33 protein-coding genes are annotated in these 20,456 nt (G+C 70.7%); 17 read left to right on the top strand and 16 right to left on the bottom strand.

Features of this window, described 5'->3' with window-relative positions; genetic code table 11:
* Positions 1–93 precede the first annotated feature (93 nt).
* The 8 genes from VSR01_RS10780 (at position 94) to VSR01_RS10815 (ending at position 9,516) form a co-directional block, all read left to right on the top strand.
* On the top strand, positions 94–3,315 hold the full coding sequence (locus VSR01_RS10780) for a hypothetical protein (protein WP_326449040.1): 3,222 nt from the start codon (positions 94–96) through the stop codon (positions 3,313–3,315).
* Positions 3,312–6,056 (top strand): hypothetical protein, encoded by a 2,745-nt coding sequence (locus tag VSR01_RS10785; RefSeq protein ID WP_326449041.1) that lies wholly within the window; start codon positions 3,312–3,314, stop codon positions 6,054–6,056. The genes VSR01_RS10780 and VSR01_RS10785 overlap by 4 nt, the downstream gene beginning before the upstream one ends.
* A gap of 72 nt (positions 6,057–6,128) precedes the next feature.
* Entirely contained in the window at positions 6,129–6,575 is a 447-nt protein-coding gene (locus VSR01_RS10790) for a hypothetical protein (RefSeq protein WP_326449042.1), read from the top strand.
* A 30-nt stretch (positions 6,576–6,605) separates the two neighbouring features.
* On the top strand, positions 6,606–7,307 hold the full coding sequence (locus tag VSR01_RS10795) for a C1 family peptidase (RefSeq protein WP_326449043.1): 702 nt from the start codon (positions 6,606–6,608) through the stop codon (positions 7,305–7,307).
* The gene (locus VSR01_RS10800; RefSeq protein WP_326449044.1) at positions 7,304–8,209 is read left to right on the top strand and encodes a glycoside hydrolase family 25 protein; all 906 of its coding nucleotides are present in this window, start codon (positions 7,304–7,306) and stop codon (positions 8,207–8,209) included. Before VSR01_RS10795 ends, VSR01_RS10800 begins: the two co-directional genes overlap by 4 nt.
* A gap of 24 nt (positions 8,210–8,233) precedes the next feature.
* Positions 8,234–8,593: a hypothetical protein gene (locus tag VSR01_RS10805; RefSeq protein WP_326449045.1), complete on the top strand. Its 360-nt coding sequence runs from the start codon at positions 8,234–8,236 to the stop codon at positions 8,591–8,593.
* Positions 8,594–8,602: 9 nt separating this feature from the next.
* Positions 8,603–8,890 (top strand): hypothetical protein, encoded by a 288-nt coding sequence (locus VSR01_RS10810; RefSeq protein WP_326449046.1) that lies wholly within the window; start codon positions 8,603–8,605, stop codon positions 8,888–8,890.
* The gene (locus VSR01_RS10815) at positions 8,887–9,516 is read left to right on the top strand and encodes a collagen-like protein (RefSeq protein ID WP_326449047.1); all 630 of its coding nucleotides are present in this window, start codon (positions 8,887–8,889) and stop codon (positions 9,514–9,516) included. The genes VSR01_RS10810 and VSR01_RS10815 overlap by 4 nt, the downstream gene beginning before the upstream one ends.
* On the opposite strand, the gene VSR01_RS10820 is transcribed toward VSR01_RS10815, so the two are convergent.
* The 10 genes from VSR01_RS10820 to VSR01_RS10865 all read right to left on the bottom strand — a co-directional run bounded on the left by VSR01_RS10820 (position 9,513) and on the right by VSR01_RS10865 (position 13,764).
* A complete protein-coding gene (locus VSR01_RS10820) occupies positions 9,513–9,821 on the bottom strand; it encodes a hypothetical protein (protein WP_326449048.1) in 309 nt (102 codons plus the stop codon). The two genes, VSR01_RS10815 and VSR01_RS10820, sit on opposite strands and share 4 nt — an antisense overlap.
* A gap of 39 nt (positions 9,822–9,860) precedes the next feature.
* On the bottom strand, positions 9,861–10,097 hold the full coding sequence (locus tag VSR01_RS10825; RefSeq protein WP_326449049.1) for a hypothetical protein: 237 nt from the start codon (positions 10,095–10,097) through the stop codon (positions 9,861–9,863).
* A gap of 94 nt (positions 10,098–10,191) precedes the next feature.
* Positions 10,192–11,055, bottom strand: a complete 864-nt coding sequence (locus VSR01_RS10830; RefSeq protein ID WP_326449050.1) for a hypothetical protein — start codon at positions 11,053–11,055, stop codon at positions 10,192–10,194.
* Entirely contained in the window at positions 11,055–11,525 is a 471-nt protein-coding gene (locus VSR01_RS10835; protein ID WP_326449051.1) for a hypothetical protein, read from the bottom strand. Before VSR01_RS10835 ends, VSR01_RS10830 begins: the two co-directional genes overlap by 1 nt.
* Positions 11,525–12,220, bottom strand: coding sequence for a hypothetical protein (locus VSR01_RS10840; RefSeq protein WP_326449052.1), 696 nt, complete (start codon positions 12,218–12,220; stop codon positions 11,525–11,527). The genes VSR01_RS10835 and VSR01_RS10840 overlap by 1 nt, the downstream gene beginning before the upstream one ends.
* Positions 12,217–13,041, bottom strand: a complete 825-nt coding sequence (locus VSR01_RS10845; RefSeq protein ID WP_326449053.1) for a protein transporter Sec31 — start codon at positions 13,039–13,041, stop codon at positions 12,217–12,219. Before VSR01_RS10845 ends, VSR01_RS10840 begins: the two co-directional genes overlap by 4 nt.
* Before the next feature lie 72 nt (positions 13,042–13,113).
* Positions 13,114–13,284, bottom strand: a complete 171-nt coding sequence (locus VSR01_RS10850) for a hypothetical protein (RefSeq protein WP_326449054.1) — start codon at positions 13,282–13,284, stop codon at positions 13,114–13,116.
* A gap of 14 nt (positions 13,285–13,298) precedes the next feature.
* A complete protein-coding gene (locus tag VSR01_RS10855) occupies positions 13,299–13,517 on the bottom strand; it encodes a hypothetical protein (RefSeq protein ID WP_326449055.1) in 219 nt (72 codons plus the stop codon).
* Positions 13,517–13,645: a hypothetical protein gene (locus VSR01_RS10860; protein WP_326449056.1), complete on the bottom strand. Its 129-nt coding sequence runs from the start codon at positions 13,643–13,645 to the stop codon at positions 13,517–13,519. The genes VSR01_RS10855 and VSR01_RS10860 overlap by 1 nt, the downstream gene beginning before the upstream one ends.
* Positions 13,642–13,764 carry a hypothetical protein gene (locus VSR01_RS10865; RefSeq protein WP_326449057.1) on the bottom strand — a complete coding sequence of 41 codons (123 nt, stop codon included), beginning with the start codon at positions 13,762–13,764 and terminating at the stop codon, positions 13,642–13,644. Before VSR01_RS10865 ends, VSR01_RS10860 begins: the two co-directional genes overlap by 4 nt.
* A gap of 230 nt (positions 13,765–13,994) precedes the next feature.
* On the opposite strand from VSR01_RS10865, the gene VSR01_RS10870 reads away from it, so the two are divergent.
* From VSR01_RS10870 to VSR01_RS10885, 4 genes are read left to right on the top strand one after another with little or no spacing between them, the layout of a single operon-like run.
* On the top strand, positions 13,995–14,279 hold the full coding sequence (locus VSR01_RS10870) for a hypothetical protein (protein ID WP_326449058.1): 285 nt from the start codon (positions 13,995–13,997) through the stop codon (positions 14,277–14,279).
* Between the two features lie 3 nt (positions 14,280–14,282).
* Entirely contained in the window at positions 14,283–14,600 is a 318-nt protein-coding gene (locus VSR01_RS10875) for a hypothetical protein (protein ID WP_326449059.1), read from the top strand.
* On the top strand, positions 14,593–15,159 hold the full coding sequence (locus VSR01_RS10880; protein WP_326449060.1) for a DUF6221 family protein: 567 nt from the start codon (positions 14,593–14,595) through the stop codon (positions 15,157–15,159). Before VSR01_RS10875 ends, VSR01_RS10880 begins: the two co-directional genes overlap by 8 nt.
* Positions 15,156–15,374 carry a hypothetical protein gene (locus tag VSR01_RS10885; RefSeq protein WP_326449061.1) on the top strand — a complete coding sequence of 73 codons (219 nt, stop codon included), beginning with the start codon at positions 15,156–15,158 and terminating at the stop codon, positions 15,372–15,374. The genes VSR01_RS10880 and VSR01_RS10885 overlap by 4 nt, the downstream gene beginning before the upstream one ends.
* Positions 15,375–15,428: 54 nt before the next feature.
* Here the strand turns inward: VSR01_RS10885 and VSR01_RS10890 are convergent, their stop codons facing one another.
* The 4 genes from VSR01_RS10890 to VSR01_RS10905 form a co-directional block, all read right to left on the bottom strand.
* Positions 15,429–16,013, bottom strand: coding sequence for a hypothetical protein (locus VSR01_RS10890; protein WP_326449062.1), 585 nt, complete (start codon positions 16,011–16,013; stop codon positions 15,429–15,431).
* A 91-nt stretch (positions 16,014–16,104) separates the two neighbouring features.
* On the bottom strand, positions 16,105–16,419 hold the full coding sequence (locus VSR01_RS10895) for a DUF6221 family protein (protein ID WP_326449063.1): 315 nt from the start codon (positions 16,417–16,419) through the stop codon (positions 16,105–16,107).
* A 125-nt stretch (positions 16,420–16,544) separates the two neighbouring features.
* Positions 16,545–16,775, bottom strand: a complete 231-nt coding sequence (locus VSR01_RS10900) for a hypothetical protein (protein WP_326449064.1) — start codon at positions 16,773–16,775, stop codon at positions 16,545–16,547.
* A 67-nt stretch (positions 16,776–16,842) separates the two neighbouring features.
* Complete coding sequence (locus VSR01_RS10905; RefSeq protein ID WP_326449065.1) at positions 16,843–17,286, bottom strand: WYL domain-containing protein; 444 nt, start codon at positions 17,284–17,286, stop codon at positions 16,843–16,845.
* Between the two features lie 80 nt (positions 17,287–17,366).
* Between VSR01_RS10905 and VSR01_RS10910 the strand changes: the two genes are divergently transcribed.
* Complete coding sequence (locus VSR01_RS10910) at positions 17,367–17,648, top strand: hypothetical protein (protein ID WP_326449066.1); 282 nt, start codon at positions 17,367–17,369, stop codon at positions 17,646–17,648.
* On the top strand, positions 17,645–17,875 hold the full coding sequence (locus VSR01_RS10915) for a hypothetical protein (RefSeq protein WP_326449067.1): 231 nt from the start codon (positions 17,645–17,647) through the stop codon (positions 17,873–17,875). Before VSR01_RS10910 ends, VSR01_RS10915 begins: the two co-directional genes overlap by 4 nt.
* Before the next feature lie 123 nt (positions 17,876–17,998).
* Here VSR01_RS10915 and VSR01_RS10920 read toward each other — a convergent pair whose 3' ends face one another.
* Both VSR01_RS10920 and VSR01_RS10925 read right to left on the bottom strand, forming a co-directional pair.
* Positions 17,999–18,310, bottom strand: coding sequence for a DUF6233 domain-containing protein (locus VSR01_RS10920; RefSeq protein ID WP_326449068.1), 312 nt, complete (start codon positions 18,308–18,310; stop codon positions 17,999–18,001).
* 92 nt (positions 18,311–18,402) lie between these two features.
* Entirely contained in the window at positions 18,403–18,597 is a 195-nt protein-coding gene (locus tag VSR01_RS10925; protein WP_326449069.1) for a hypothetical protein, read from the bottom strand.
* A 137-nt stretch (positions 18,598–18,734) separates the two neighbouring features.
* Here VSR01_RS10925 and VSR01_RS10930 point away from each other — a divergent pair, with 137 nt between their 5' ends.
* Genes VSR01_RS10930 through VSR01_RS10940 form a run of 3 tightly spaced genes read left to right on the top strand, consistent with a single transcriptional unit; the run spans position 18,735 to position 20,361 of the window.
* On the top strand, positions 18,735–19,007 hold the full coding sequence (locus VSR01_RS10930) for a hypothetical protein (protein WP_326449070.1): 273 nt from the start codon (positions 18,735–18,737) through the stop codon (positions 19,005–19,007).
* A complete protein-coding gene (locus tag VSR01_RS10935; protein ID WP_442785433.1) occupies positions 18,991–19,494 on the top strand; it encodes a DUF6879 family protein in 504 nt (167 codons plus the stop codon). The genes VSR01_RS10930 and VSR01_RS10935 overlap by 17 nt, the downstream gene beginning before the upstream one ends.
* Before the next feature lie 15 nt (positions 19,495–19,509).
* Complete coding sequence (locus tag VSR01_RS10940; RefSeq protein WP_326449071.1) at positions 19,510–20,361, top strand: helix-turn-helix domain-containing protein; 852 nt, start codon at positions 19,510–19,512, stop codon at positions 20,359–20,361.
* The last annotated feature ends 95 nt before the right edge of the window (positions 20,362–20,456 follow it).

The raw sequence follows: 20,456 nt of genomic DNA on the forward strand, positions 1-20,456 counted from the left end.
GTTTCAAAAAGCTGCCGTCTGAAATCCTCGCCGAGCCCGCGGAACTGGTGCGGCTGCTGAGGATCGAGCACCTCGGCGACCCGAAGGAAGGGGGTGAACCCGATGTCGAATGATGTGGAAATCCGCGTCAGGACAACCAACCAGGCGGACGGGTTCACCTCTGTCAACACCCAGCTCACGGCCCTGAAGACGGTCGCCGGCAATGCCGCGCAGAGCCTCCGAACGCTCACCACCCGCAGCGGTGCCGCGTCGCTTTCGCTGAAGAATGTGAAGACCTCCGCCGGAGACGCGCGCACCGCCCTTGAGGAGCTGCGGGCGCAAGCCGGGGACGTCACCGTCAAGGCCAAGATCCGGGACGATACGCGGGCAGGCGCCGACGCCGTCAAGGCGGCCGTCGACGATCTGAAGACGTTGGGCCCAGTCGCCCTGGACGTGCGCTTCAACGGGTCGTCCGCGGACATCCTCGCGACCGCGGACGCGATGAAGGACCTGAAGAGCAACGCCAGGGACGCGGGCCAGTCGACGCAGACCCTCGGCAGCCGCGCCTCAGCGGCCGCGGTGAGGCTGGAGGAGCTGAAAGTCGCCGCGGAGGGCGCTGCGGACAAAATCGGTCACCTGCGCACCAACGCCGCTGAGGCAGCGGTCGCAGTCGGCGAGCTGCGAGACCGTGCGGCCCGGGCCGCAACCGCCGTCGGGTCGCTACGAGACCGGGCTACCGCCGCCGGAACCCGCGTCGACGCACTCGCCGGGAACACCCGCACGCTCCGCACGGACCTGGACGGCCTGACCACCTCCGCCACGCGGGCCAGCGGGGGGCTCAACGGGCTGCGCGGCCGCATCGCGTCGACGGGCAGCTCCGGAGACCGTGCCTCCGGGGCGCTGGAGCACCTGAAGGGTGCGCTGATCTCTCTCGCGCCGGCCGCCGTCCCGGTCGCCGCCGCCATGACGCCGATCGTCACCGCTACCGGCGCTGCTGTGCTTGCGCTCGCCGCGCTTGGCGCGGCGATCATTCCGCAGGTCAGTCAGCTGTCGGACCTGTCGCACGCACTGGACACCGTGTCGGCCGCGCAGGAGTCCGGGGCTGCGATGTCCAAGCAGGCCGTCGCGAAGTACGACGAGGCCCTGTCGGCTGTGGAGGGCACGCCGGTGGCCACGCGGAAGGCGGCTGCGGCGTGGGGGGACTTGACGCAGTCGTTCAAGTCCTGGTCGAACTCCTTGTCCGGTTTCACGATGGACCCGGTCACCAAGAGCTTCGCGGTGTTCGAGCAGGTTCTACCGCGGCTGAGCCCGCTGGTGAAGGACTCCTCGGCGCAACTGTCGCGGCTGGTGACGCTCGCCGGCGGCGAGGTGTCCACGCCCGGATTCGACGCGCTCATGGGCAAGCTCGACACCTACACCAACCGGGTCCTGAAGGGTGCGGTCGACGAGACCGTGCACTTCTCACGAGTGCTGTCCGAGGGCGGTGCGGATGGCCCGGTGTCGAAGTTCATGGAGTACGCCAGGAGCGAAGGGCCGCAGGTCAAGCAGGTGCTGTCGGACCTGGCGACGACGGTCGGGCACCTGCTGCAGGCGGCATCCGAGGCCGGGCCCGGCCTGCTGACCGTGGTGGACGCCCTGGCCCGGCTGATCAACGCGGTGCCGCCGGAGCTCCTCGGCAGGCTGATGCAGCTGTACACGACGTTCAAGCTGGTCAAGCTGGCCGGCGCGGGGTTGACCAGCATCACGGGCGGAGTGCAGTCGCTGGCCACGCGGCTGACCGCGCTGAACGCCGCGTCGGCGGCGGCCGGCGGGGGCCTGGCAGGGGTGCGGGCCGCGTTGGCGTCGCTGTCGACGGGCACGAAGATCACTGGCGCTGTGGCGGTGATCGCCGGCCTGGTCCTGGCGCTGAAGTCGCTGGGCGGCTCGGGCTCGGCTGCGCCGAACGTGGAGCGGATGACGACCGCTATCGGCCAGCTGGGCCGCACTGGCAAGGTCTCCGGCGAGGCCAGCCGTGTGTTCGGCAAGGATTTCGACGACCTGAACTACGCGATCGGCCGTCTCAACGGGCGGCGCAGCGGGATGGACGCCTTCAACGACAGCATGAACGCGGTGTTCACACTGGGCTTCGGCAAGAGCAACAGCGCGAAGAAGGCCGCGAAGGACATCGATGCCGTCGACCAGTCACTCGCCGATCTGGTGCAGAACGGGCAGGCCGACATCGCCGCCGCGGCCCTGAAACGGCTGACCGACGAATACACCAAGACCGGCAAGCCGGCGACCGACCTGACGAAGAAGCTCGACGCCTACCAGAGCGCTTTGGACGACGCGCAGTTCGAACAAGACCTCGCCGCGGACTCCATGGGTCTTTTCGGGCAGCAGGCCGTCGACGTGCAGGCCAAGCTCGACGCGCAGACCAAGAGCGCGGACGGGCTGCGGCAGTCGATCCAGGCCCTCAACCAGGAGAACCGGTCCGCGCTCGACGCCGAGGCCGACTTCGAGCAGGCCATCGACGACGCCACTGCGGCGATCAAGGGGCACCACCATGCGCTGACCATGGCCAACGGGGAGCTGAACCTGAACTCGCAGGCTGCCCGGGATGCGTACAAGCCGCTGTCGGACCTGGCGGCGAAGACTGACGCGGCCACCGCGGCGGCGCGCGAGCAGGGCCAGTCCTGGCAGCAGGTCAACGAGATCTACGGCCGCGGCCGCGAGGCCCTGATCCGGACCGCCACGCAGATGGGCCTCACCACCGCGCAGGCCCGGCAGCTCGCCGATCAGATCCTGAAGACCCCCGACAAGACGGCGTACCTGAAGGGCAACATCCAGGACCTGCAGGCGAAGCTCAACGCGGCGAAGGCGTCCCTGAAGGGCGTCCCCGCGTCGAAGACCGCAGCGATCAAGGCGAACATCGCGCAGTTGCAGAACGCCATCCGAGACGCCCAGTCCCGCGTCAACAACCTGCACGGCAAAACGGTGCCGATCATCGTGAAGACGACGTATGTGACCGGCGTCGGCAACGTCGCGCACGAGGGCGGCGGGTACGCGCACGGGGGCATCGTCGGCGCGGCGGCCGGTGGTCCCCGCAGCCGGCTGACGCTGGTTGGCGAGCAGGGCCCGGAGTTGGTCGACCTCGCGGCCGGCTCCAGGGTGCGGTCGGCGAATGCGACGCGTCAGCTCGTCGCCCAAGCAACGTCCGGAAGCGGTGTGGCGCGCGTGGAGCTGGCGTTCGTCGGCGGCAGCGACGACTTCTCCCGGGCGATGGTCACGCTGCTGCAGAGCTACGTGCAGCCCCGCGGCGGGAACGTTCAGGTGGCGGTAATGGGGAGGGCGGGGTGAGCGTGAACTTCGACCCGCGCGGGGAGATCTTCGTCGGTGGCCAGTGGATCGACATCACAAGCAAGATCCAGCTCGATGGCGGCAACGGCATCACCGTGAACCGGGGGACCACGGGCATCAGCTCGTCGGTGGACCCCACCGTGTGCATGTTCATGCTGGACAACACCAGCGGCGACTTCAGCCCCGACAACCCGTACGGCCCGTGGTACGGGCAGATCGGCTACAACACGCCGTTCCGGTACTCCCAGCCCGGCTTCGAAACGGTCCTGCTCTTGGACGGCTCTGCGGGCAGCTACGCCTCCACGCCGCACGCCTCCGCGGTGAACATCACCGGGGACCTGGACATCCGCATCGAGCTGGACGCGGACCTGGCGTCCAGCTCCAAGCAGCGCATCCTCGCGCAAAAGTGGTCATCGACGGCCTCCGAGCAGGCGTGGCAGTGGTCGGTGACCGGGGACGGGCAGGTCGCGTTCACCTGGGTCAACGCCGCCGGCACCAGCCACACTTCGACCGCCGAGCTGGCCCGCCTGCCAGGGCGGGCCCTGCGGTTCACGCTCGACGTCGACAACGGCAACGGCACGTACACCGTCGCGTTCTCCAGCGCGGACAACATCGACGGTCCGTGGAACGTGGGCTTCACCGGGGACGGGACCACCACCACGTCGATCCGCTCCACGTCCTCCAGCGCCGTGTCTGTGGGCGGCGACGACACCGCCGACGGCTTCTCCTCGCAGCCGGGCCGCATCCGATGGTTCCTTCTGCTCAGCGGAATCGACGGCACCCCGGCCCTGGACACTCCGTTCCTTGAGCAGATCGCCGGGGTGCCGTCGTTCACCGACACCACCGGACGCACATGGACGCTGGCCGGCTCCGCGGCCCTGGACGACCGCGACTACCGGTTCAACGGCACCGTGCCCAACTGGCCCGTGCAGTGGAACGTCGACTGGGTGTGGGCGTCGGTGTCCGCGGGCGGCACACTGCGTCAGCTCGCCCAGGGGCAACGGCCGGTGAAGAGCGCCCTGGCCCAGCGCGTTCCCCGGTTCCGGCCGCTTGCCTACTGGCCGTGCGAGGACCGTCCCAACTCCTCGCGGGCATCGTCCCCGGTTCCTGGCGTGCTGCCGATGACGGCCGGCGGTCTCACCTTCGGTGCCGACACCTCGCTCGTCTCCTCCGACGCGCTTCCGGTGCTCGGTTCCACGAGCCAGCTCAGCGGCGCGGTGCCGTACTCGTCGACGTCGGTCTGGTCGGTGTGGTGGATGTACCACGTCGAGACGCTGACCTCCACGTACCGCACGATCATGAGCATCAGCACGACCGGCACCATCGCGCAGTGGAACGTGCAGATGGCCAGTACGGACCCGGGCACGGTGCAGGTCCTGTTCCGCGACTCCAGCGGTGGCACCGTCTTCTCCGGGGTCATTCCCACGACGAAGGCGCAGACCTATGGCGGCTGGTTTCGCGCCTACCTATACGCCTACCAGTCCGGCAGCGACGTGGCCTGGAACATGTCCTGGGCGCCGGTGGGCGGCGAGAGCCTGATCCTCGGGTCGGACATCACCATCAGCGGCCAGACCCTGGGCCGTGTGACCCGCGTCGGCTCGCCGCCGGGCGGCTTCTCCTCGGACCTGTCGGGCATGGCGATGGGGCACATCAGCGTGTGGGACGAGATCAACTCGGGTGCCTACACGGCGACGTACGGGTCCACGCTGGCGTACGCCGCCAACGCCTTCGACGGTGAGCTGGCCAGCTCCCGGATTCTGCGGCTCGGCATCGAAACCGCGACGCCGCTGCGGACGGTCGGGCCGCCGCAGGACGACCAGCTGGTCGGCTACCAGACCCGGAACACTGTTCTCGGAGAGATGCAGACGGCAGAAAAGGCGGATGACGGGCTGCTGATCGACGACCGGCTGCTGCCGTGCCTGGTCTACCTGAACAAGAGCCAGCTCTACAACCGCGAGCCCACTGTCCTCTCGTACGGGATGCTCCAGCCCGGGTTGACGCCGACCCGCGACGAGTCCCGGTGGGCGAACGCCTTCGTCGCCAGCAGGGACGGCGGCAGCTCGGGCAGCTACGAACTCGACGACGGCTCCGCGATGTCCACCACCGTGCTCGGCTACTACGAATCGTCCGACACCTACTCCCTGCACACCGATGACCAGGCCGACCAGCGCGCGTCCTGGGAGGTGGCCAAGGGCACCGTCGACGCGCCCCGCTACCCGGCCGTGACGATCGAGATGGCCAAGTGGCCCGACTATCTGGAGGACGTGCAAGCCCTCGACGTCGGCAGCCGGATGGCCATTACCGACGCTCCCGCGGGGAAGACCCCGCCGGGCACGCTGGACCTGTTGGTCCGCGGCTACACCGAGCGGGCAAGCAAGCAAACATACTCGTTCACCTTCAACTGTCTGCCGTACGCGCCCTGGGAGATCGGCGTCCTTGACGACGACGTGCTGGGGCGGGCAGACACCTCGGGCAGTGAGCTTGCCGCCGACATCGACGCCAGCGACACGTCGTTCACTGTGACGGTCACTGCGGGCCCGCTGTGGATCACCAGCGCGCTGAACCTCGGTGAGTTCCCCTTCGACATCACCTGCGGAGGCGAGGTCATGACGGTGACCGGCCTGTCGGGTACCTCGTCACCGCAGACGTTCTTCGTAACCCGCGGCACCAACGGCGTGACCAAGAGCCACCCGGCCGGCACTGCGATCACCCTTACCTACCCGATGATCGCCGGACTGTAGAGGAGCAGCACCGTGACGCAGTTCCCGACATGGTCGGCCGGCCAGAAGGTCCGTGCCCAACAGCTTCAGCAGATGGAGCCATGGTGGGCGGTCAAGGGCGCGCCGACGCCGAAGGCTTCGACGACCACGATCGGTCTGGACCCCGACCTGCAGATCGACCTCCCGGATGCCGGGACGTACGCCTTCGAGATGTGGATCAACTACACCGGGGGCACCTTGGGGTCCAGCGACTTGAAGCTGGCCGTCAACTACACCGGCCAGTCGACGTTCGGCGTGTGGGGCGTGAACGGAATCAACACGTCGAGCACCACCAGCGTGACCGTCAACGGGCAGGCGCTCGGCACGAACACGCTGACGCTCGGCACCAGCGGCGGCACGTTCTACACCGTGGACCTCAAGGGCTCCCTGTTCGCTACAGGCCCCGGCAACCTCGGCCTGTACTGGGCACAAGGCACCAGCAGCGCAACCGCCACGAACCTACGCCAGGGGTGCTGGATGCGCGTCACCCAACTCGCCTGAACCCCCAATGCGACCAGCCCTGGAGGGCACATGACCATGTTCCAGCTCATCCCCGAGAACCCCGACGCCCCGTATCGCACGGGCCGGCACCAGGTCCACGACTGGCTGCTCCCGGAACGGGAAGCATCAGTGCGGCGTGGCACGCCCATCCTCACCGTCACCCACGCCGAGCTTCAGGACCCGTTCGACCAGGGGCAGGTCGGCTCCTGCACCATGAACGCCGCCTACGGCGCTCTCGTCACCGTGCCGTTCGCGAAGCCGCAACAGGCCGCGATCGCGCAGTCGACGATCCAGGACGGGTACCGGCTGGAGACCCGCATCGACGACTCGCAGATCCCCGGTCACTGGGAGCCGGACGACACCGGCTCTGCGGGCCCATGGTCGATGATCGCCCTGGAGAAGCTGGGGCTGATCAGCTCCTGGCACCACACCCGCAGCCTCACCACCGCGCTGCGGCTGCTGAACTCGGGGCCGATCAGCATCGGCGTGACCTGGTACAACAGCATGTTCACCCTGGACGCCAAGGGGCAGCTCGTCATCTCCGAGGCGGACGGCATCGGCGGCGGCCACCAGGTGTGCGTGACCGCGGACGACGCGGAGGCGCGCCGCGTCCTGATCCGGAACAGCTGGGGGACCGGGTGGGGTGACCGCGGGCACGCGTGGCTGTCCTGGTCGGACCTGGACGATCTGCTGCAGGACGGTGGGGATGTCGTGCAGCCGGTGATGTCGTGACCGAGGGAATCGACGTCGCCTCCTACCAGAGCACCTCCTACAGCACCGCGGGACTCGGCTTCGTGTTCGTGAAGGCCACCGAGGGCACGAGCTACGTCAACCCGCACCACGCCGGACAGGTCGCCACCGGCCGCGCCCACTCCCTGGTGGTCGGCCACTACCACTTCGCCCGGCCGGGATCGATGACCGCGCAGGCCGCCTACTTCCTCAAGCAGGCCGCGCCCAAAGCGGGCGACGTGCTCGCCTTCGACTGGGAGGACGCCGGCGTCTCCGGCGCCGACAAGGACGCCTGGATCAAGCACGTGCAGGCCGAGATGCCGCACAACCGCGTGCTGCTGTACTGCAACCGCGACTTCTGGCTGAACCGCGACACCACCTCCTTCGCCGGCGACGGCCTGTGGATCGCCGACCCCGACGCACCCAAGGGACAGCCGCGCGTCAACGCCAGCTGGCTGATCCACCAGTACAGCGAAGCCGGCGGGCTCGACCGCGACTTCACCCCGCTCACCGCCGAGCAGCTCCGCACATGGGCGGCCGGCCAGACCGTGAACCCGGAGGACGACATGGCGATCACCGACGCCGACGTGACGAAGTTCGTCAACGGCCTCGCTACCTACCTGGGCGCCCCCAAGGGGCTCTTCAGCTCCATGGACGACGCCACCAGCGCCGACGACAAGAAGACCGTCACCTACCGCGGCAACGCGTGGAATGCGACGTTCCACGCCGGACGGGCGGACGCCAACTCGACGGCGATCCTCGCTCAGCTGAAGCAGGGCGTGCCGCTCACCCTCACCGACGACCAGGTCACCGCGCTTGCCACGAAGCTCGCGGCCAACCCCACGTTCGCGAGCACTCTCGCCCACGCCATCTGTAGCGACTTCGCCGCCCGGCTCCAGTCCTGACCCCACCAGCAGAAACGGATCACCATGAAGATCTTCGGCCGCGAGCCCGCCCTATGGCTCGCCCTCATCGCCGTCGCCGTCAAGCTCAGCACCGCCTTCGGGCTCGACCTGACCAGCGACCAGCAGGCCGTCATCAACGCGGTCGCCGCCGCCCTCGTCGGCCTGATCGTCGCGATCACCACGCACGACGGCATCGGTGCCGCTGTCATCGGGTTCGTGCAGGCCGGGCTCGCCCTCGCGGTCGGCTTCGGGCTCCACTGGTCCCCCGAGCAGCAGGCCGTCGTGCTGTCCTTCGTGTCCGCGATCGTGGCGATGTGGACGCGGACGCAGGTGACCGCGCCGGTTCCGCCCGTCAGCAAGCCCACGCTCAGCGCTGCTCCGTAGGAGGCCCACTTGGACGCCACCACCATCGGCAGCGTCCTCGGGTTCGCCGGCGTTCTGGCGGCCGCGGTGGTGGCGTTCCTCGGGAAACGCGGCGAGACCGCCGTGGCCGGCTCCAACCAGCTCATCGACCAACTCCAGGAAGAGCGCGCCGACCAGCGCGAGCAAATCAGAGATCTACGGCAGCAGATCGCCGACCGGGACGCGAGGATCGCGGAGCTCGCGTCGTACCGGACCGCGGATCAGGCGGAGATCACCCGACTACGGAACATCGTGCAGTCCCTCGGAGGCCAACCATGACGCGCGCGGAGCAGCTCCTCGCGGACCGGTGGCGCCGCGTCATGCTCGCGTGCGTCCTCGTCGCCCTCAGCGGGGCAATCATCCTCATCTGGGCGCGCATGGACCACGCGAACGCCCGCATCGACTCCGAAGCGGAGGCGCGGCAGTCCGCAGTCGCCGAGGCCAACCGCCGCGGCGGCGCCGTCGAGACCCTCGCGGCGGACGTGCGGGCGCTGCGCGCGCAGGTGCAGGCAGCCGGTCAGCAGCCGGTCGCCCCGGACCCGGCGTCCGCGGTGCCTCATCTGCCGGCGCGGACGGTGGTCCCGATCCCGATCCCCGGGCCGGCCGGACCGCAGGGCAGTCCTGGCTCGCCGGGGGCGACCGGGCCCTCGGGGAGCGCCGGATCGCCGGGACCGGCCGGCGCGACGGGACCCGCAGGCGCTACCGGTCCCACGGGCCCGACTGGTCCGGCCGGACCCCAAGGCCCCGCCGGGCGGGCGGGCCCGTCGTGCCCCGACGGATACACCCTGCGGACGCCGTCATGGGACCCGAACGCGCTGGTGTGCATACGGGACGCCACCCCGTCACCGACACCGTCGTCCGCGCCACCGCAGTCACCGGTCCTGCCTGACCGCCGCCGCATCTAAGAGAGGGGCATGCCATGGGATTCCCCGAGGGCGCAGGCGAGTTGATCGCGTTCCTGTCGGGCTCTGACGAGCGCTGCCACCCACTGCTCCAGCGGATGGGATTCGAAGTGGGCGCGGATCAGTGACTCCGTGGTCCGCAGGCGGCGCATCATGGCCTGCTCAACGATGCTGACCTTGGCGTCCTCGAAGGTGGCGGCGCGCGTGTCAGGAGTGATGCCCGAGAGATCGTCCGTGCTGGGGTCGGGCTCGTCGTAGTGCCAGTCGCAGCCGTCCAATGGGCACAGGTGGCGCGTCACGCTGCTCATGCGCCCATCATCCTCTCCCCGCCCCATGGCGTCAGGTCCTCAGTGGAGGCGGCCGGCCAGCAGGGACAGCAGCAGCACGGCCGCGAGCGCGGCGAGTGCCACCGTCGCGGTACGGTCGGTGCCCGGGCCGCGGACCGCGCGCTGCAGCCGCTCGCCGTCGGGGATGTGGCCGCCGTGCACGGCGCGCCGGTGCCGGTCCCGCTCGCGCATGATCTCCAGCCGGGTCCGGACGACCGGGCTGGTGGTGGCGCAGGTGCCGCACCTGTAGCGGTACATGCCGGGCAGCATACGGCTGGTGACGGCTCGTGGGGTAGGTAGGCGGCGGGTAGGCACGGGGTAGGGCATGGTCTGACCTGCGGTTCCTACCGGCCTACTCGGTGCCGTAGACGGTGACCGGGGAGGGTCGGGGAGCGGGCTCGGGGGCCGCGTCGTCGGGGGCCGGGAGCGGGGGCTCCGGCGGTGCCCCGGCGGGCGGCTCGTCGGGGGCCGGGGGGAGCGCGGTGAGGCGGATGCCCTGGCGGTTGCGCTGGCGGCCGCCGGGGAGCCTCAGCTTGAGCTGTTCGGTGACGGGGATTCCGGCCTCGGCGAGCACCGCGAGCAGCTCCTCGCGGGAGCGTCCGGGCAGGCGCGCGAGTACGTCGTCGAGGTGCGCGCCGCGCCACCCGTTGGCGGTGGCGATCTGGCGGACGGTGCGGACCACGGCCCACCCTTCTAGGGGCTCGGCCGCGTGGGGGAGCGGGGCCGGGTCGGGCTGCGCGTCTCCCCCGGTGGCCGGCTGCTCGGACTCCCCCGCCGGCTCCGCCACCTCCGGCTCCGGGCCGACGACCCAGGCCGCGGCGAGCAGCGCGATCACGACGAGACCGATCGCGCTCCGCGCGTACGGTGCGACCTGCTCCCACAGCGCGCCCGCGAGGCCCGCGCCGGCGGCGAGCACGATGACGACGATCAGCGCGGCCGCGCCTGCGCGCTCCAACGCGTCGACGAGCCCGGGCGGCTCGTCGTCCTTCTTCTCGGGTGCCTTCGCCTGCTTCGGCTCCGGCGGCGCGATTGCCTTGCGGAGCCCTGCGCGGCTGGCCGTCCCCGCCATCTTGGCGAGGACAGCCAGGCCGCCGAGGACGCGTCGCACGTGCGCGCGGCCAGGCAGGTACGGGCGCAGCGGCGGCAGACGGAAGGCCCGCTGCGGCGACTTCTGGTGGTCCTCCCCCGCGGCGATCAGCCGATCCAGGGCCCTCATCACGCCGCACCGGTGAGCTTGCCCACCAGCATCCGGGCCGTGGTCACCAGCAGTCCCCACACCCCGCCGGCGGCCCCGTAGACCACGGCGGCGGAGATCCCCAGGAGGGCGGGCCACAGGGTCCGCTTCCAGCCGGGCAGGAACGTCAGCGCGGTGAGGGCGAGTGCGGTTCCGCCTGCACCGGGGTTGCCCATCCCGCTTCCGTCGCCGAGAACCGAGGTGGGGACGGCTGCGATGCCGGAGGCGGCTGCGGCCCAGGAGCTGCCGGCGGCCGTCCACGCGGTGCCGGTGAGGATGCCGAAGGCACCGATCCCGTCCCTGCTGTGGAGGTGCTTGAGGCGGTCGGCCTTGCGGACGGCGAAGAAGAGCACCAGGGCGCACGCGAGGGCGACGCCGGACAGGGTGATCGAGCCGAGGACGTGGCCGCCCATGCCCGGGGTGTTGGCCGGGGCGGTGGCGAGACGGGACATCAGGAGGCTCCGGGGGCGTAGAGGAGGAGGGCGAGCAGGGCGCTGGCGAGGGGGATGCGGCACAGCCAGGGCAGCGGGCCCCACCAGCCGCGGGTGCGACGGTCGATCAGCACGCCGCAGGCGAGGACGAGGCCGGCGCCGAGTACGACGCCGGCCGTCGTGCCGTTGTGCCGGCCGCAGTCGGTGATCCACCCCTGCATGAGCGGGGCGAGCCCGGCCCAGTAGCCGGCGCCGGCGGCGGTGCCGGTGTAGAGAGCGGCTCGCGCGCGGGCGGGGAGTTCGAGGTACGCGGCGTGGGCGCGCCGCGCGGCGGGGGTACGGCGGCCGCGGGCGGGCGCGGGGCGCTCGGTGTCGTCGGGCTCGTCGACGTCTGCCCACTCCCCCGTCTCGCCGGCGTCGTCGTCCTCGACCGCCTCGTCGGCCGGCTGCTTCTCCGGCTCCGGCGCGGTGTCCGGGCGCTCCGGATCGGGTCCGCCCAGGTCAGCCAGATCGACCGTCGCCCCCTTCCGCCAGTCCGGGAGGCGCGGCGCGACCGGCGGAGGCCCGTCCGGGCCTGGGTGGTGGTCGTCGTGGGCGTCGTCGTACAGCTCGTCCCACCATCCGGCCGCGGGCGGCGGTTCCTGGGGGGCGTAGCCGACGCCGCGGGCGCGAAGCAGCTGGCGGATACGGCGCTCGTCGCCGCCGGGCCCGGTCACAGCGCCTCCCGGCGGCGGGCGCGCAGGTACCGGCCGACGGTCTCCGGGCTCGCGTTGGCGTCGGACCGTTGCCGGACGTACCGAAGCACGGCGTCCGGATCGGTGATTCCGGAGTCCACGGCGGTCCGGACGGCGTCCGTGATGGTCATCGGGGGTACGGCCGGCTCGGGCTCCGGACGGTCCGGACTGTCCGCGGACTCCTCCGGATCGGGTCCGGACTCCTCCGGACTCGGCAGGGCGAGAGACGTGCGGATCGCCTGGAGCTGCGCGGCGGATCGCGCGTCGACGCGCTCCTCGGCGGCCAGCGCGCGGGCGGCGCCGCGAGCCGCGCGCTCAGCGTGCAGCCACGCCGCGGTGTCCGCGTCCAGAGCGACAGCCTGGTGGCGCATCACGAGCGTCCAGGAGCCCTTGGCCAGGGCGGAGATCGTGGCGCCTACGACGGCGGTCGCCCAGTCTCCGGCGAGCCACCCGTGGATGCCGACACCGGCCATGGCCGCGGCGAGCGCAACGTGGCCGGCGGTGCGGGGTCCGCGGGCGCGGGTCTCGTCGTAGCGGGCGCGCCACTCCAGGGCCATGGCGATGATCCAGGTGAGGTCGAACGCGGTGGCCGCGCCGTACGCGAGGGCGGGCACGGTGACGCGGTGAAGGAGGTCGCCGATGCTGGCGGTGGACCAGACGACGGAGACGGTGACGAGGAGGGTGGTGGCCGCGGTGACGGCGGTGAGGACGTCGTGGTCCCAGTCGCGGGGCGGGTGCGGTGCGGGGATGGGGACGTAGTGGGTGCGGCCGTTGCGGGTGATGGGCCGGTAGGCCGGGGGCATGTGGGGCTCCGTGAGCGTGGGGCCGGGCCCGGCGCGGGAGGGGTCACGCGCCGGCCCCGGCAGTCGGGTAGGTCAGCGCTGCTGGTTGCGCTCGACGGCGTCGGTGAGCTGGCTCAGGCCGGTGCCGCCCTCCTCGATGAGGACGGCCGCGGCGATCCGGGCGGCGGAGTCGATGTCACCGCTGTCCACGGCGGTGGTGAGGTCGTTGGCGCGCTGGTCGTAGAACTGCTTGTCGGTGTTCACGTTGATCCCTTCGGTTAGCCGCCGTAGCGGCGGCGGTCGTTGCTCTCCCAGCGCTGCCCGTCGCGGTCGGCGCTGGTGGCGTGGCGGTGGTGGTCGCGGCGGCGCCGCGCGGCGGCGCGTTCCTGTCGCTCGCGGTCGCGGCGTTCGCGGCGGGCGCTGGCGGACTCACGGGCGGGGTACTGCGCCGCGGCGAGCGCGCGGTCGTTGCCGCCGCGGAGCCAGGCCCAGGCCATCAGTGCGCCCCGTGGCAGGACGGGCAACCGTGCCAGGTCTGACGCGTGGTGCCGTCCTGGTCGGTGGTGGTCTCGGTGTGGTCGCCGGGGCCGGTGCAGACCCAGACGGTGCTGGTCTGCTCGCTCACCGGCGCACCGTCTTGGGCTTGCACTGGTGGTGCTGGCCGGTGACCGGGGCGCCGCACTCCGGGCAGGCGGCGTGGGGCGCGGGGATGGGCCCGGGCAGGTGGTGGTGGGTACGCTTCATGGCGATCTCCGTGTGCTGTCACGAGTGAGCGGAGGTCCGGCCCCGGCCATGTGGAGCTGCAACTCCGGCCGGGGCCGCACTAGTTGGAGACCGGGTGCGGCCTCTGACGCCAAGTTAGACCCGGGGTCTAGGCGAGTGCAAGACCGGGGGTCTAAAATCAGGCGTTGGCCGCGCCCTCACGGCAGAGAGGGACGGAAGTGGCGGAGCAGCCCGAGGAGGTGTCGAGGTTCTTGGACGCCATCAAGGCCCTGGAGGAGATCGATGATGACGCCGCGTGCGCAAAGGCGATCACCGACGTCCTCAAGGACTGGCCGGACAGCCACGCGAAGTTGCGGGAGATCCGGCAGCAGCGGGTACTCCGCATGCGGGAGCAGAAGATGACGTGGCAGGAGATCGGCGACGCTCTCGGGATTCACTTCACCCGGGCACAGCAGATCGCCAAGGGACTACGCGGGTCCAAGCGGCCAGCGAAGAAGGCGGCTTCCGCCCCACCCCCGCCCACCGAGGAGAGTTGAGCTATGACGGCCATCGCGCACGGGACGAACCGCTATCTGTGCCCGCTGCAATGCGGCTGGCACCACGACGTGCCACCGCCGCACCCGGCGGACGTGGACTGGTCCGCAGCGGAGGGAGTGGAAGACGTCAGCGCGGCCATCGGTCTCGTTGCACGGGACGCCGCTCTGCGCACGGCTGCCGTTATCGAGGCCGCTCTCGTCGCACACCTCGACACCCACACGACGCTGGACTTCGTGACCGTCATCGCGGATCTGCGCGCCCAGATCGACGCCCTCGCCTCCGCTGCCACCCCGTCCGACGAGGAGAACGAGGGTGGATGAGCTGGTGGCGTTCCTGCGTGCGCGCCGGGACGAGGATGCGTTGTGGGCGGCCGAAGCAAGTCGCTGGGACGACGGGGCCAGCATTGAGGGCGGCGCTCACTGGCAGTGGGTTGACCCAGAGACCGACGAGGTCGTGACACTCAACCCCGACCAGGACGAGTTCGTCAACGGTGATCGTCTGCGGGTTTCGCTGCGGAGTCGCGAGGAGGCAATGTGGGGCGAGTTCAGGCGCATGCTGCCGCAGTTCGTGATCCATTCGGCCGAAGAAGTGCGGACTGCCGTTGGCGGCCACATCGCCCGCCATGACCCGGCACGGGTGCTGCGCGAGGCCGAGGCGAAGCGGAAAATCGTGGAGGACTATGCCTCCGCGCTGAGCGAGCGTCAGGCCGTCCGCGCCGAGATCCGCAAGATCCTCCACACCGACCCGGACGCCTTCGGCGAGCTGTCGCGGCAGGAGAACGCCCTGATCGACAAGGCGGAGGCGCTGCTGCCGATCGTACGCATCGTGAGCACGGTGTACGCCGACCACCCGGACTACCGCGAGGAGTGGCGCCCATGAGTGCCCAGCGCCTCGGTCCCAAGGCCCTCCGCCGCATCGCCCGGGCCACCGACCTCGACATCGTGCGCGGCTGGGCGTGGGGCGGCTACACCCTCTACTTCGTCACCGCCGACCACCAGCACGGCTGGTTCGACAAGAAGACCGGCGAGTGGGGCTGGGATGAAAGTCCGCAGCCGCACTACTCGTCCTGCGCGGAACTGTTCCCCACGCCGTAGTCCGGCACTCGTCCGCCCCGTCACCACGCTGGTGACGGGGCGGTTCTGCGTTCCCTACTCCGCCGGGATCGTCCACACCACCGGCTCATCCGCACCATCCGGCGTATACACCACCATCGTCGGCCGCTGCCCCTTCGGGATCGGGAACATGATCCCCCCGCGCGAACAGCCACCCGCCACGACAGTCCCGTCCTGTGGCAACTCCGGCTTCGGGAAGTCCCCACCGTTCAAGCCCGTGTTGTCGGCCTGCGAACCGTCGGCGAACCCGAGGTGCCACGGGTTCTGCGACACGCCGATCGACGGCCCGGACGTCAGGCAGATCTTCACGTCGAGGCGCCCCCACTGAGAGCCGGCGGGCACGCCGAGGGAGGTGTCCGGGGGGTCGTTGCGGAGGACGGGCTGCTGGTAGCCGAGAACGGTGGTAGTGCCGTCGGCGCCGGTGCTGCTGGACCACTCCCAGGGCTGGCCGATGTCGTATCGGGTGGGCGCGGCTGGCGTGGTGGGGGCTTCGGTGGTGGGTTCTGCGGTGGTGGCTGGTGGCGTGGTGGCTGTGGTGTCGTGGTGGGTGTTGCTGGTGCAGGCGGCGAGTAGGAGGCCGGCGGTGAGCAGGCCGGCGGCTGCGGCGGTGCGGGTGTGCATGGGTTCCCCCCTCGGAACAGTGCGTGAGGGGGAGTGTCCCGGATCTGCGTGGCCGGTGCACGGGTTGTGATCGGGCTGTGACGCGGGCGGCCTACGGAAGCCAGCGGTCCTTGTAGTCCGGGTGGTTGCTGTAGGCCCACGCGAGGAGGCGCAGCTGGCGGTCGGCGTTCTCACCGAGGGGGCCGTCCGCACCGAGGTGGGGGAGGACGGTTTCGTCGAGGAAGCGCTGTTGCAGTTCGGCGCGTTGGATGTCGACACGGCCGTGGCGTTCAGCGACGGGCTTGGACATGCCCATCTGGGGAGCACCCACGTTGAGGAGGAGTTCGGCGGCGCGTTGGGCTTTGTCGACGTCTTCGGCGTAGCGGGCGGTGAGGAATTTGCTGATGGCGGTGTGGGTGTTGAACATGGCGCTCCTTTGTGGCTGGCGGTCATGGTAGGTCAGGTTGGGTACGAATTGCGGCCGTGCGGCCGTGCGGCCGTGCGGCCGTGCGGCCGGGTGTCCGGCGGCACGGCCCACGGGGGGCGGCACGATCAGTTCGCTTCCCACCACCCCGTGCTGTGGTTGTAACGGACGACCCACCCCTGCGCAGAAGCGACGATGGCGCGCTCATCATCGGCGTCCGGATGGTTGGGGTCGAGGACAACGCCGAGGATCTCCCCGTCGGCGTAGCCGAAGCTGATGATGTCGCCGACGCTCTGACCGGCCTCCTTCTGGTGAGCGTCGAGGGCATCGGCCCACTCCTGCGCGTTGGTGATGGCCATGCGGCACCTTCCTGCGGTCGGAATTTCCGGTCTACCGGATGGGTCGGACAGTGCGAGCGGGAACGGCTCAGGCGGCGGTGGCGAGCTGCCGGGCGGCGGGCCGCTCGTCGCGGCCCAGCTCGTAAGCGACGAGCGCGGCCGGGCTGGTGGGCGCGGCGACCGGGCGGGCCGGGGCCTCGTCCACGGGAACGGCGACGGTGTAGGCAGTGCGGTGGATCGTGTAGGACACGATCCGGTCCAGGCGGAAGGTCCTGGACTCGCCGGTCTCGCGGTCCATGGCCTTGAGGGTGATGTGGCCGGCCTTGGTGGTGATCACGTCGTAGATCTCGATGGTGCGGACCGTCTCGACGAGGCGGCCGGTCTTCTTCCCCGCGGCGTCCTTCTCTTCCTTGAGGTAGGTGATGGTGACGGGGTGGCGGCGGTCGGCGGCGCGGAGGAGGGCGGTGAGGGTCTGCTGCTCGGTCTGGTTCTTGGTGAGCTTCATCGTGATCCCCCATCCGTAAGGCCTCATCGGCGATGCCTCATAGATTAGGCCTAAAATCGATGGCATGTCAACTAGGCAAGGCCTCATGCGTGAGGCATCATGGAGGCATGCTCACCATCGACGACATCAGGAAGGCCCGCGAGGCCTACGACGCCGAGGTCAAAGCCGCCGACGACCGGCGCGCCCTCGTACTCGCGCAGGCCTCCGCAGAGGGGATGCCGCAGACCGACGTCATCGCAGCCACCGGCTACTCCCGCGAGACCGTCCGCCGCATCACCCGCCAGGGCCAGCACCTCGCACAGGCCATGACCGATGTCAGCACCACCGCCGACCACGCCACCAGGGCGGTTCAGGCGTTCTCCGACAAGATCCCACAGGAGGATCAGTGATCACCAACCTCAATCAGGCATTCACCCGGCTCGCCCGCACCGTCCAGACCGCGCAGACGGCCGTCAGCGACTTCGCCGAGCAACTGCAGTCCACCCGGACCGGGGCGCGGCGGGAGCCCCGTACGCGCCGCCCGGATCACCCGGTCCGTCAGGCCCCCATCACGACGACCGTGGCCGTCCTCCTCGGACCTGAGCGCTCGCGGGACTGGCGAGCGCAGATGCACTGACCTCTACGCTTTTCGTCGTATTCGCCCGCATGCCCGGCGCTTCTCCGACCGTGAGGGTGCAGGGTGGCCCCACCCCCCGTCGCGTCCCGCCGCACCCCTCCCTGCGGCGGGGCGCACCCACGTCTACGGCTCGGGCCGGCACAGCTCGCAGCGGATCGTGTCCGGTTCGGCGGCCAGCACCTGCCGCGCCTGCGGGGTGGTGAGACCGCGCAGGCCGATCCCCCGCGGACCGCCCGCGGACGGGCAGCCCGCCGCGTGGAGGATCCCGGGGCGCCCCATCCACGGGGCGTGGAGTATCCACGGGCGCCACGTGGGCACGAGATCGTAGGACTCGCCCTGGATCGGCTGGACAACGTCGGCCGGCACCTCCACCGCAACGACGTAGTTCCACGAACCGTCCGGGGTCTGGCGGCGCTCCAGGAGGCGGGCGTCCATCACGCGGCCGTCGGGGAGACGGAGCCGGACAGGACGGCCGGACGGTTCGGACATGTGTTCGATCCTACGATGCGCGCCGCGACGCCGCCTTCTCAGTCCGGGACGGCACCGCGGTAGTGCCACACCAGCAGGTTGCCGTCCGGATCGGGGCTGTACTCCGCGCGGTCCTCCCAGCCGTCGACGATCTGATAGACCCCGGTACGCAGGTGGTCGTCGGTCCAGTCGCTGGCGTCCATCTCCTGCCCGTCGAGGGGGCCGCCGCGGTACTGCACGATGCGCGCGCTCATGCCGCCAGCGTGCCAGAGCACGGCCGCCGACCTACCAGGTTGGGACGAACCGGTAGATCACTAGTAGGTGACAGGCGGTCTTGACGCCGTGACTCCCCGCAGCGAGAGTCGAGGCCCATCACCCACCGGAGGCCACTATGCGTCTGCGATTCCTGGGCATCATCCCCAACACCCCCCACACCGACTCCCCTACGATCTGGCTCGACGAGGACACCGGCGACCTGCTGATCCAGTCGTACAAGGCCACCGACACCGAGGTGAAGGCGTGCCAGGAGATCGGCTCGATCCCAGGACACTCGACGGACGTCCCCGATCACGAGACGATCATCCGGCTGCCGCGCGTCATGCGGCAGTACCTGCCGCCCCTGGACGAGACCGACGACAAGGACACCGGTGAGCAGCTTCCCTGACCGCCTCCGATCGGCCCAGCACAGCGCCGTCCACCTGGAGATGCGCGACAGCTACACGCCACGCGACCCGACCTTCGCCGCATGGAAGCGCGGCGAAGCGGTGGGCTCGCCGGACCTCGACGTGCACCGCCCGTGGGTCGACCTGGTGCGGGCGGCGGTCGCCCGCGGCGTCGTCGTGCGCCGTGCCCGCATCGTGTCCGAACCGGTCAGCGAGTACATCCGCTTCGAGTACGACACCACGCCGATGAACCTGGCCGCGGGGGAGGAGGTGCGCTGGCTGCCCCGCCGGCGCGCCTCCGACATCGCCCTGCCGGGGAACGACTTCTGGCTTCTCGACGGCCAGTTGGTGCGGTTCGGGCACTTCACGGGCGACGGGGACCCTGTCGGTGAGGAGTGGACCGAGGACCCCGCCGTCGCCGCGCTGTGCGCCGCGGCGTTCGAGGCGGTGTGGGAGCGGGCCGTCCCGCACGAGGACTACAAGGTCTGACCGGCCGGCCGCCCCATGCCCGGCTCCCCGTCGTCGTCCGCGCAGGCCGCGCGCGAGGCCCTGGCCGCGCGCCTGCGGGATCTGCGGTTGGACGCCGAGCTGACGGTCCGCGAGCTGGCCGTGCGTGCGGGCTGGTCCCACTCCAAAGTCAGCCGTATCGAGACCGGACGAACGGCGCCGTCCCCGCAGGATCTCCGCGCGTGGGCGGAGGCGTGCGGCGTCCCGGGCCAGGCTGCGGATCTCGCTGACGCGCAGCGCGCCGTGGAGGGCATGTGGGTCGACTGGCGGCGCATGGAGCGCGCCGGCCTGCGGGCCGCCCAGGAGTCGGTGCGCCCGCTGTACGAGCGCACACACCGGTTCCGGATCTACGACGGGTGGCTGATCCACGGGCTGCTGCAGACCCCGGCGTACACGACGGCCCTGCTGCACTCGGTGCGGCGGCGCCGCGGTCTGCCGGTGGACGACGTCGAGGCCGCGGTCGCCGAGCGCGTCGCCCGCCAGCAGGTTCTGCGGAGCCAGCGGACGTTCGCGTTCCTCCTGGAGGAGGCGGTGCTGCACTCCGGGATCGGTGGCCCGGCCGCGATGCGGGAGCAGCTGTGGCACCTGCTCACCGCCGCCGTTCAGCCGAACGTCAGCTTGGGCATCATCCCCGCGCAGCCGGACCGGTCGAGCATGCGCCCCGTCGAGGACTTCATGATCTTCGGACAGGAGCAGGTAGCGGTCGAGCTGGTCTCCGGCTACCTCACCATCACGCAGCTCCGCGAGATCGCGATGTACGAGCAGGTCTTCCACGAGCTGGGGCGGCTGGCCGTGTACGGCGAGGCGGCGCGAGCCTTGATCCGGCGGGCGATCACCACGCTGGGGTGAACGCGTGCACCAACGTGCACCACGCTAGGACCCGCAGCGCCGCGGTCCCTACGGTCGATCAGGAATGCCCCGCGGCCGCGCCACACGGCCCGGGG

The organism is Actinacidiphila sp. DG2A-62, from assembly GCF_035825295.1.
GTDB lineage: Bacteria > Actinomycetota > Actinomycetes > Streptomycetales > Streptomycetaceae > Actinacidiphila.

Bases quoted from the DNA above. Each gene is read 5' to 3' on its own strand.
- VSR01_RS10790 (WP_326449042.1), top strand. From the start codon at position 6,129: ATGGAGCCATGGTGGGCGGTCAAGGGCGCGCCGACGCCGAAGGCTTCG.
- VSR01_RS10795 (WP_326449043.1), top strand. From the start codon at position 6,606: ATGACCATGTTCCAGCTCATCCCCGAGAACCCCGACGCCCCGTATCGC.
- VSR01_RS10805 (WP_326449045.1), top strand. From the start codon at position 8,234: ATGAAGATCTTCGGCCGCGAGCCCGCCCTATGGCTCGCCCTCATCGCC.
- VSR01_RS10815 (WP_326449047.1), top strand. From the start codon at position 8,887: ATGACGCGCGCGGAGCAGCTCCTCGCGGACCGGTGGCGCCGCGTCATG.
- VSR01_RS10820 (WP_326449048.1), bottom strand. From the start codon at position 9,821: ATGAGCAGCGTGACGCGCCACCTGTGCCCATTGGACGGCTGCGACTGG.
- VSR01_RS10825 (WP_326449049.1), bottom strand. From the start codon at position 10,097: ATGTACCGCTACAGGTGCGGCACCTGCGCCACCACCAGCCCGGTCGTC.
- VSR01_RS10830 (WP_326449050.1), bottom strand. From the start codon at position 11,055: ATGAGGGCCCTGGATCGGCTGATCGCCGCGGGGGAGGACCACCAGAAG.
- VSR01_RS10835 (WP_326449051.1), bottom strand. From the start codon at position 11,525: ATGTCCCGTCTCGCCACCGCCCCGGCCAACACCCCGGGCATGGGCGGC.
- VSR01_RS10845 (WP_326449053.1), bottom strand. From the start codon at position 13,041: ATGCCCCCGGCCTACCGGCCCATCACCCGCAACGGCCGCACCCACTAC.
- VSR01_RS10855 (WP_326449055.1), bottom strand. From the start codon at position 13,517: ATGGCCTGGGCCTGGCTCCGCGGCGGCAACGACCGCGCGCTCGCCGCG.
- VSR01_RS10865 (WP_326449057.1), bottom strand. From the start codon at position 13,764: ATGAAGCGTACCCACCACCACCTGCCCGGGCCCATCCCCGCGCCCCAC.
- VSR01_RS10875 (WP_326449059.1), top strand. From the start codon at position 14,283: ATGACGGCCATCGCGCACGGGACGAACCGCTATCTGTGCCCGCTGCAA.
- VSR01_RS10885 (WP_326449061.1), top strand. From the start codon at position 15,156: ATGAGTGCCCAGCGCCTCGGTCCCAAGGCCCTCCGCCGCATCGCCCGG.
- VSR01_RS10890 (WP_326449062.1), bottom strand. From the start codon at position 16,013: ATGCACACCCGCACCGCCGCAGCCGCCGGCCTGCTCACCGCCGGCCTC.
- VSR01_RS10895 (WP_326449063.1), bottom strand. From the start codon at position 16,419: ATGTTCAACACCCACACCGCCATCAGCAAATTCCTCACCGCCCGCTAC.
- VSR01_RS10900 (WP_326449064.1), bottom strand. From the start codon at position 16,775: ATGGCCATCACCAACGCGCAGGAGTGGGCCGATGCCCTCGACGCTCAC.
- VSR01_RS10905 (WP_326449065.1), bottom strand. From the start codon at position 17,286: ATGAGGCCTTACGGATGGGGGATCACGATGAAGCTCACCAAGAACCAG.
- VSR01_RS10910 (WP_326449066.1), top strand. From the start codon at position 17,367: ATGCTCACCATCGACGACATCAGGAAGGCCCGCGAGGCCTACGACGCC.
- VSR01_RS10920 (WP_326449068.1), bottom strand. From the start codon at position 18,310: ATGGACGCCCGCCTCCTGGAGCGCCGCCAGACCCCGGACGGTTCGTGG.
- VSR01_RS10925 (WP_326449069.1), bottom strand. From the start codon at position 18,597: ATGAGCGCGCGCATCGTGCAGTACCGCGGCGGCCCCCTCGACGGGCAG.
- VSR01_RS10930 (WP_326449070.1), top strand. From the start codon at position 18,735: ATGCGTCTGCGATTCCTGGGCATCATCCCCAACACCCCCCACACCGAC.
- VSR01_RS10940 (WP_326449071.1), top strand. From the start codon at position 19,510: ATGCCCGGCTCCCCGTCGTCGTCCGCGCAGGCCGCGCGCGAGGCCCTG.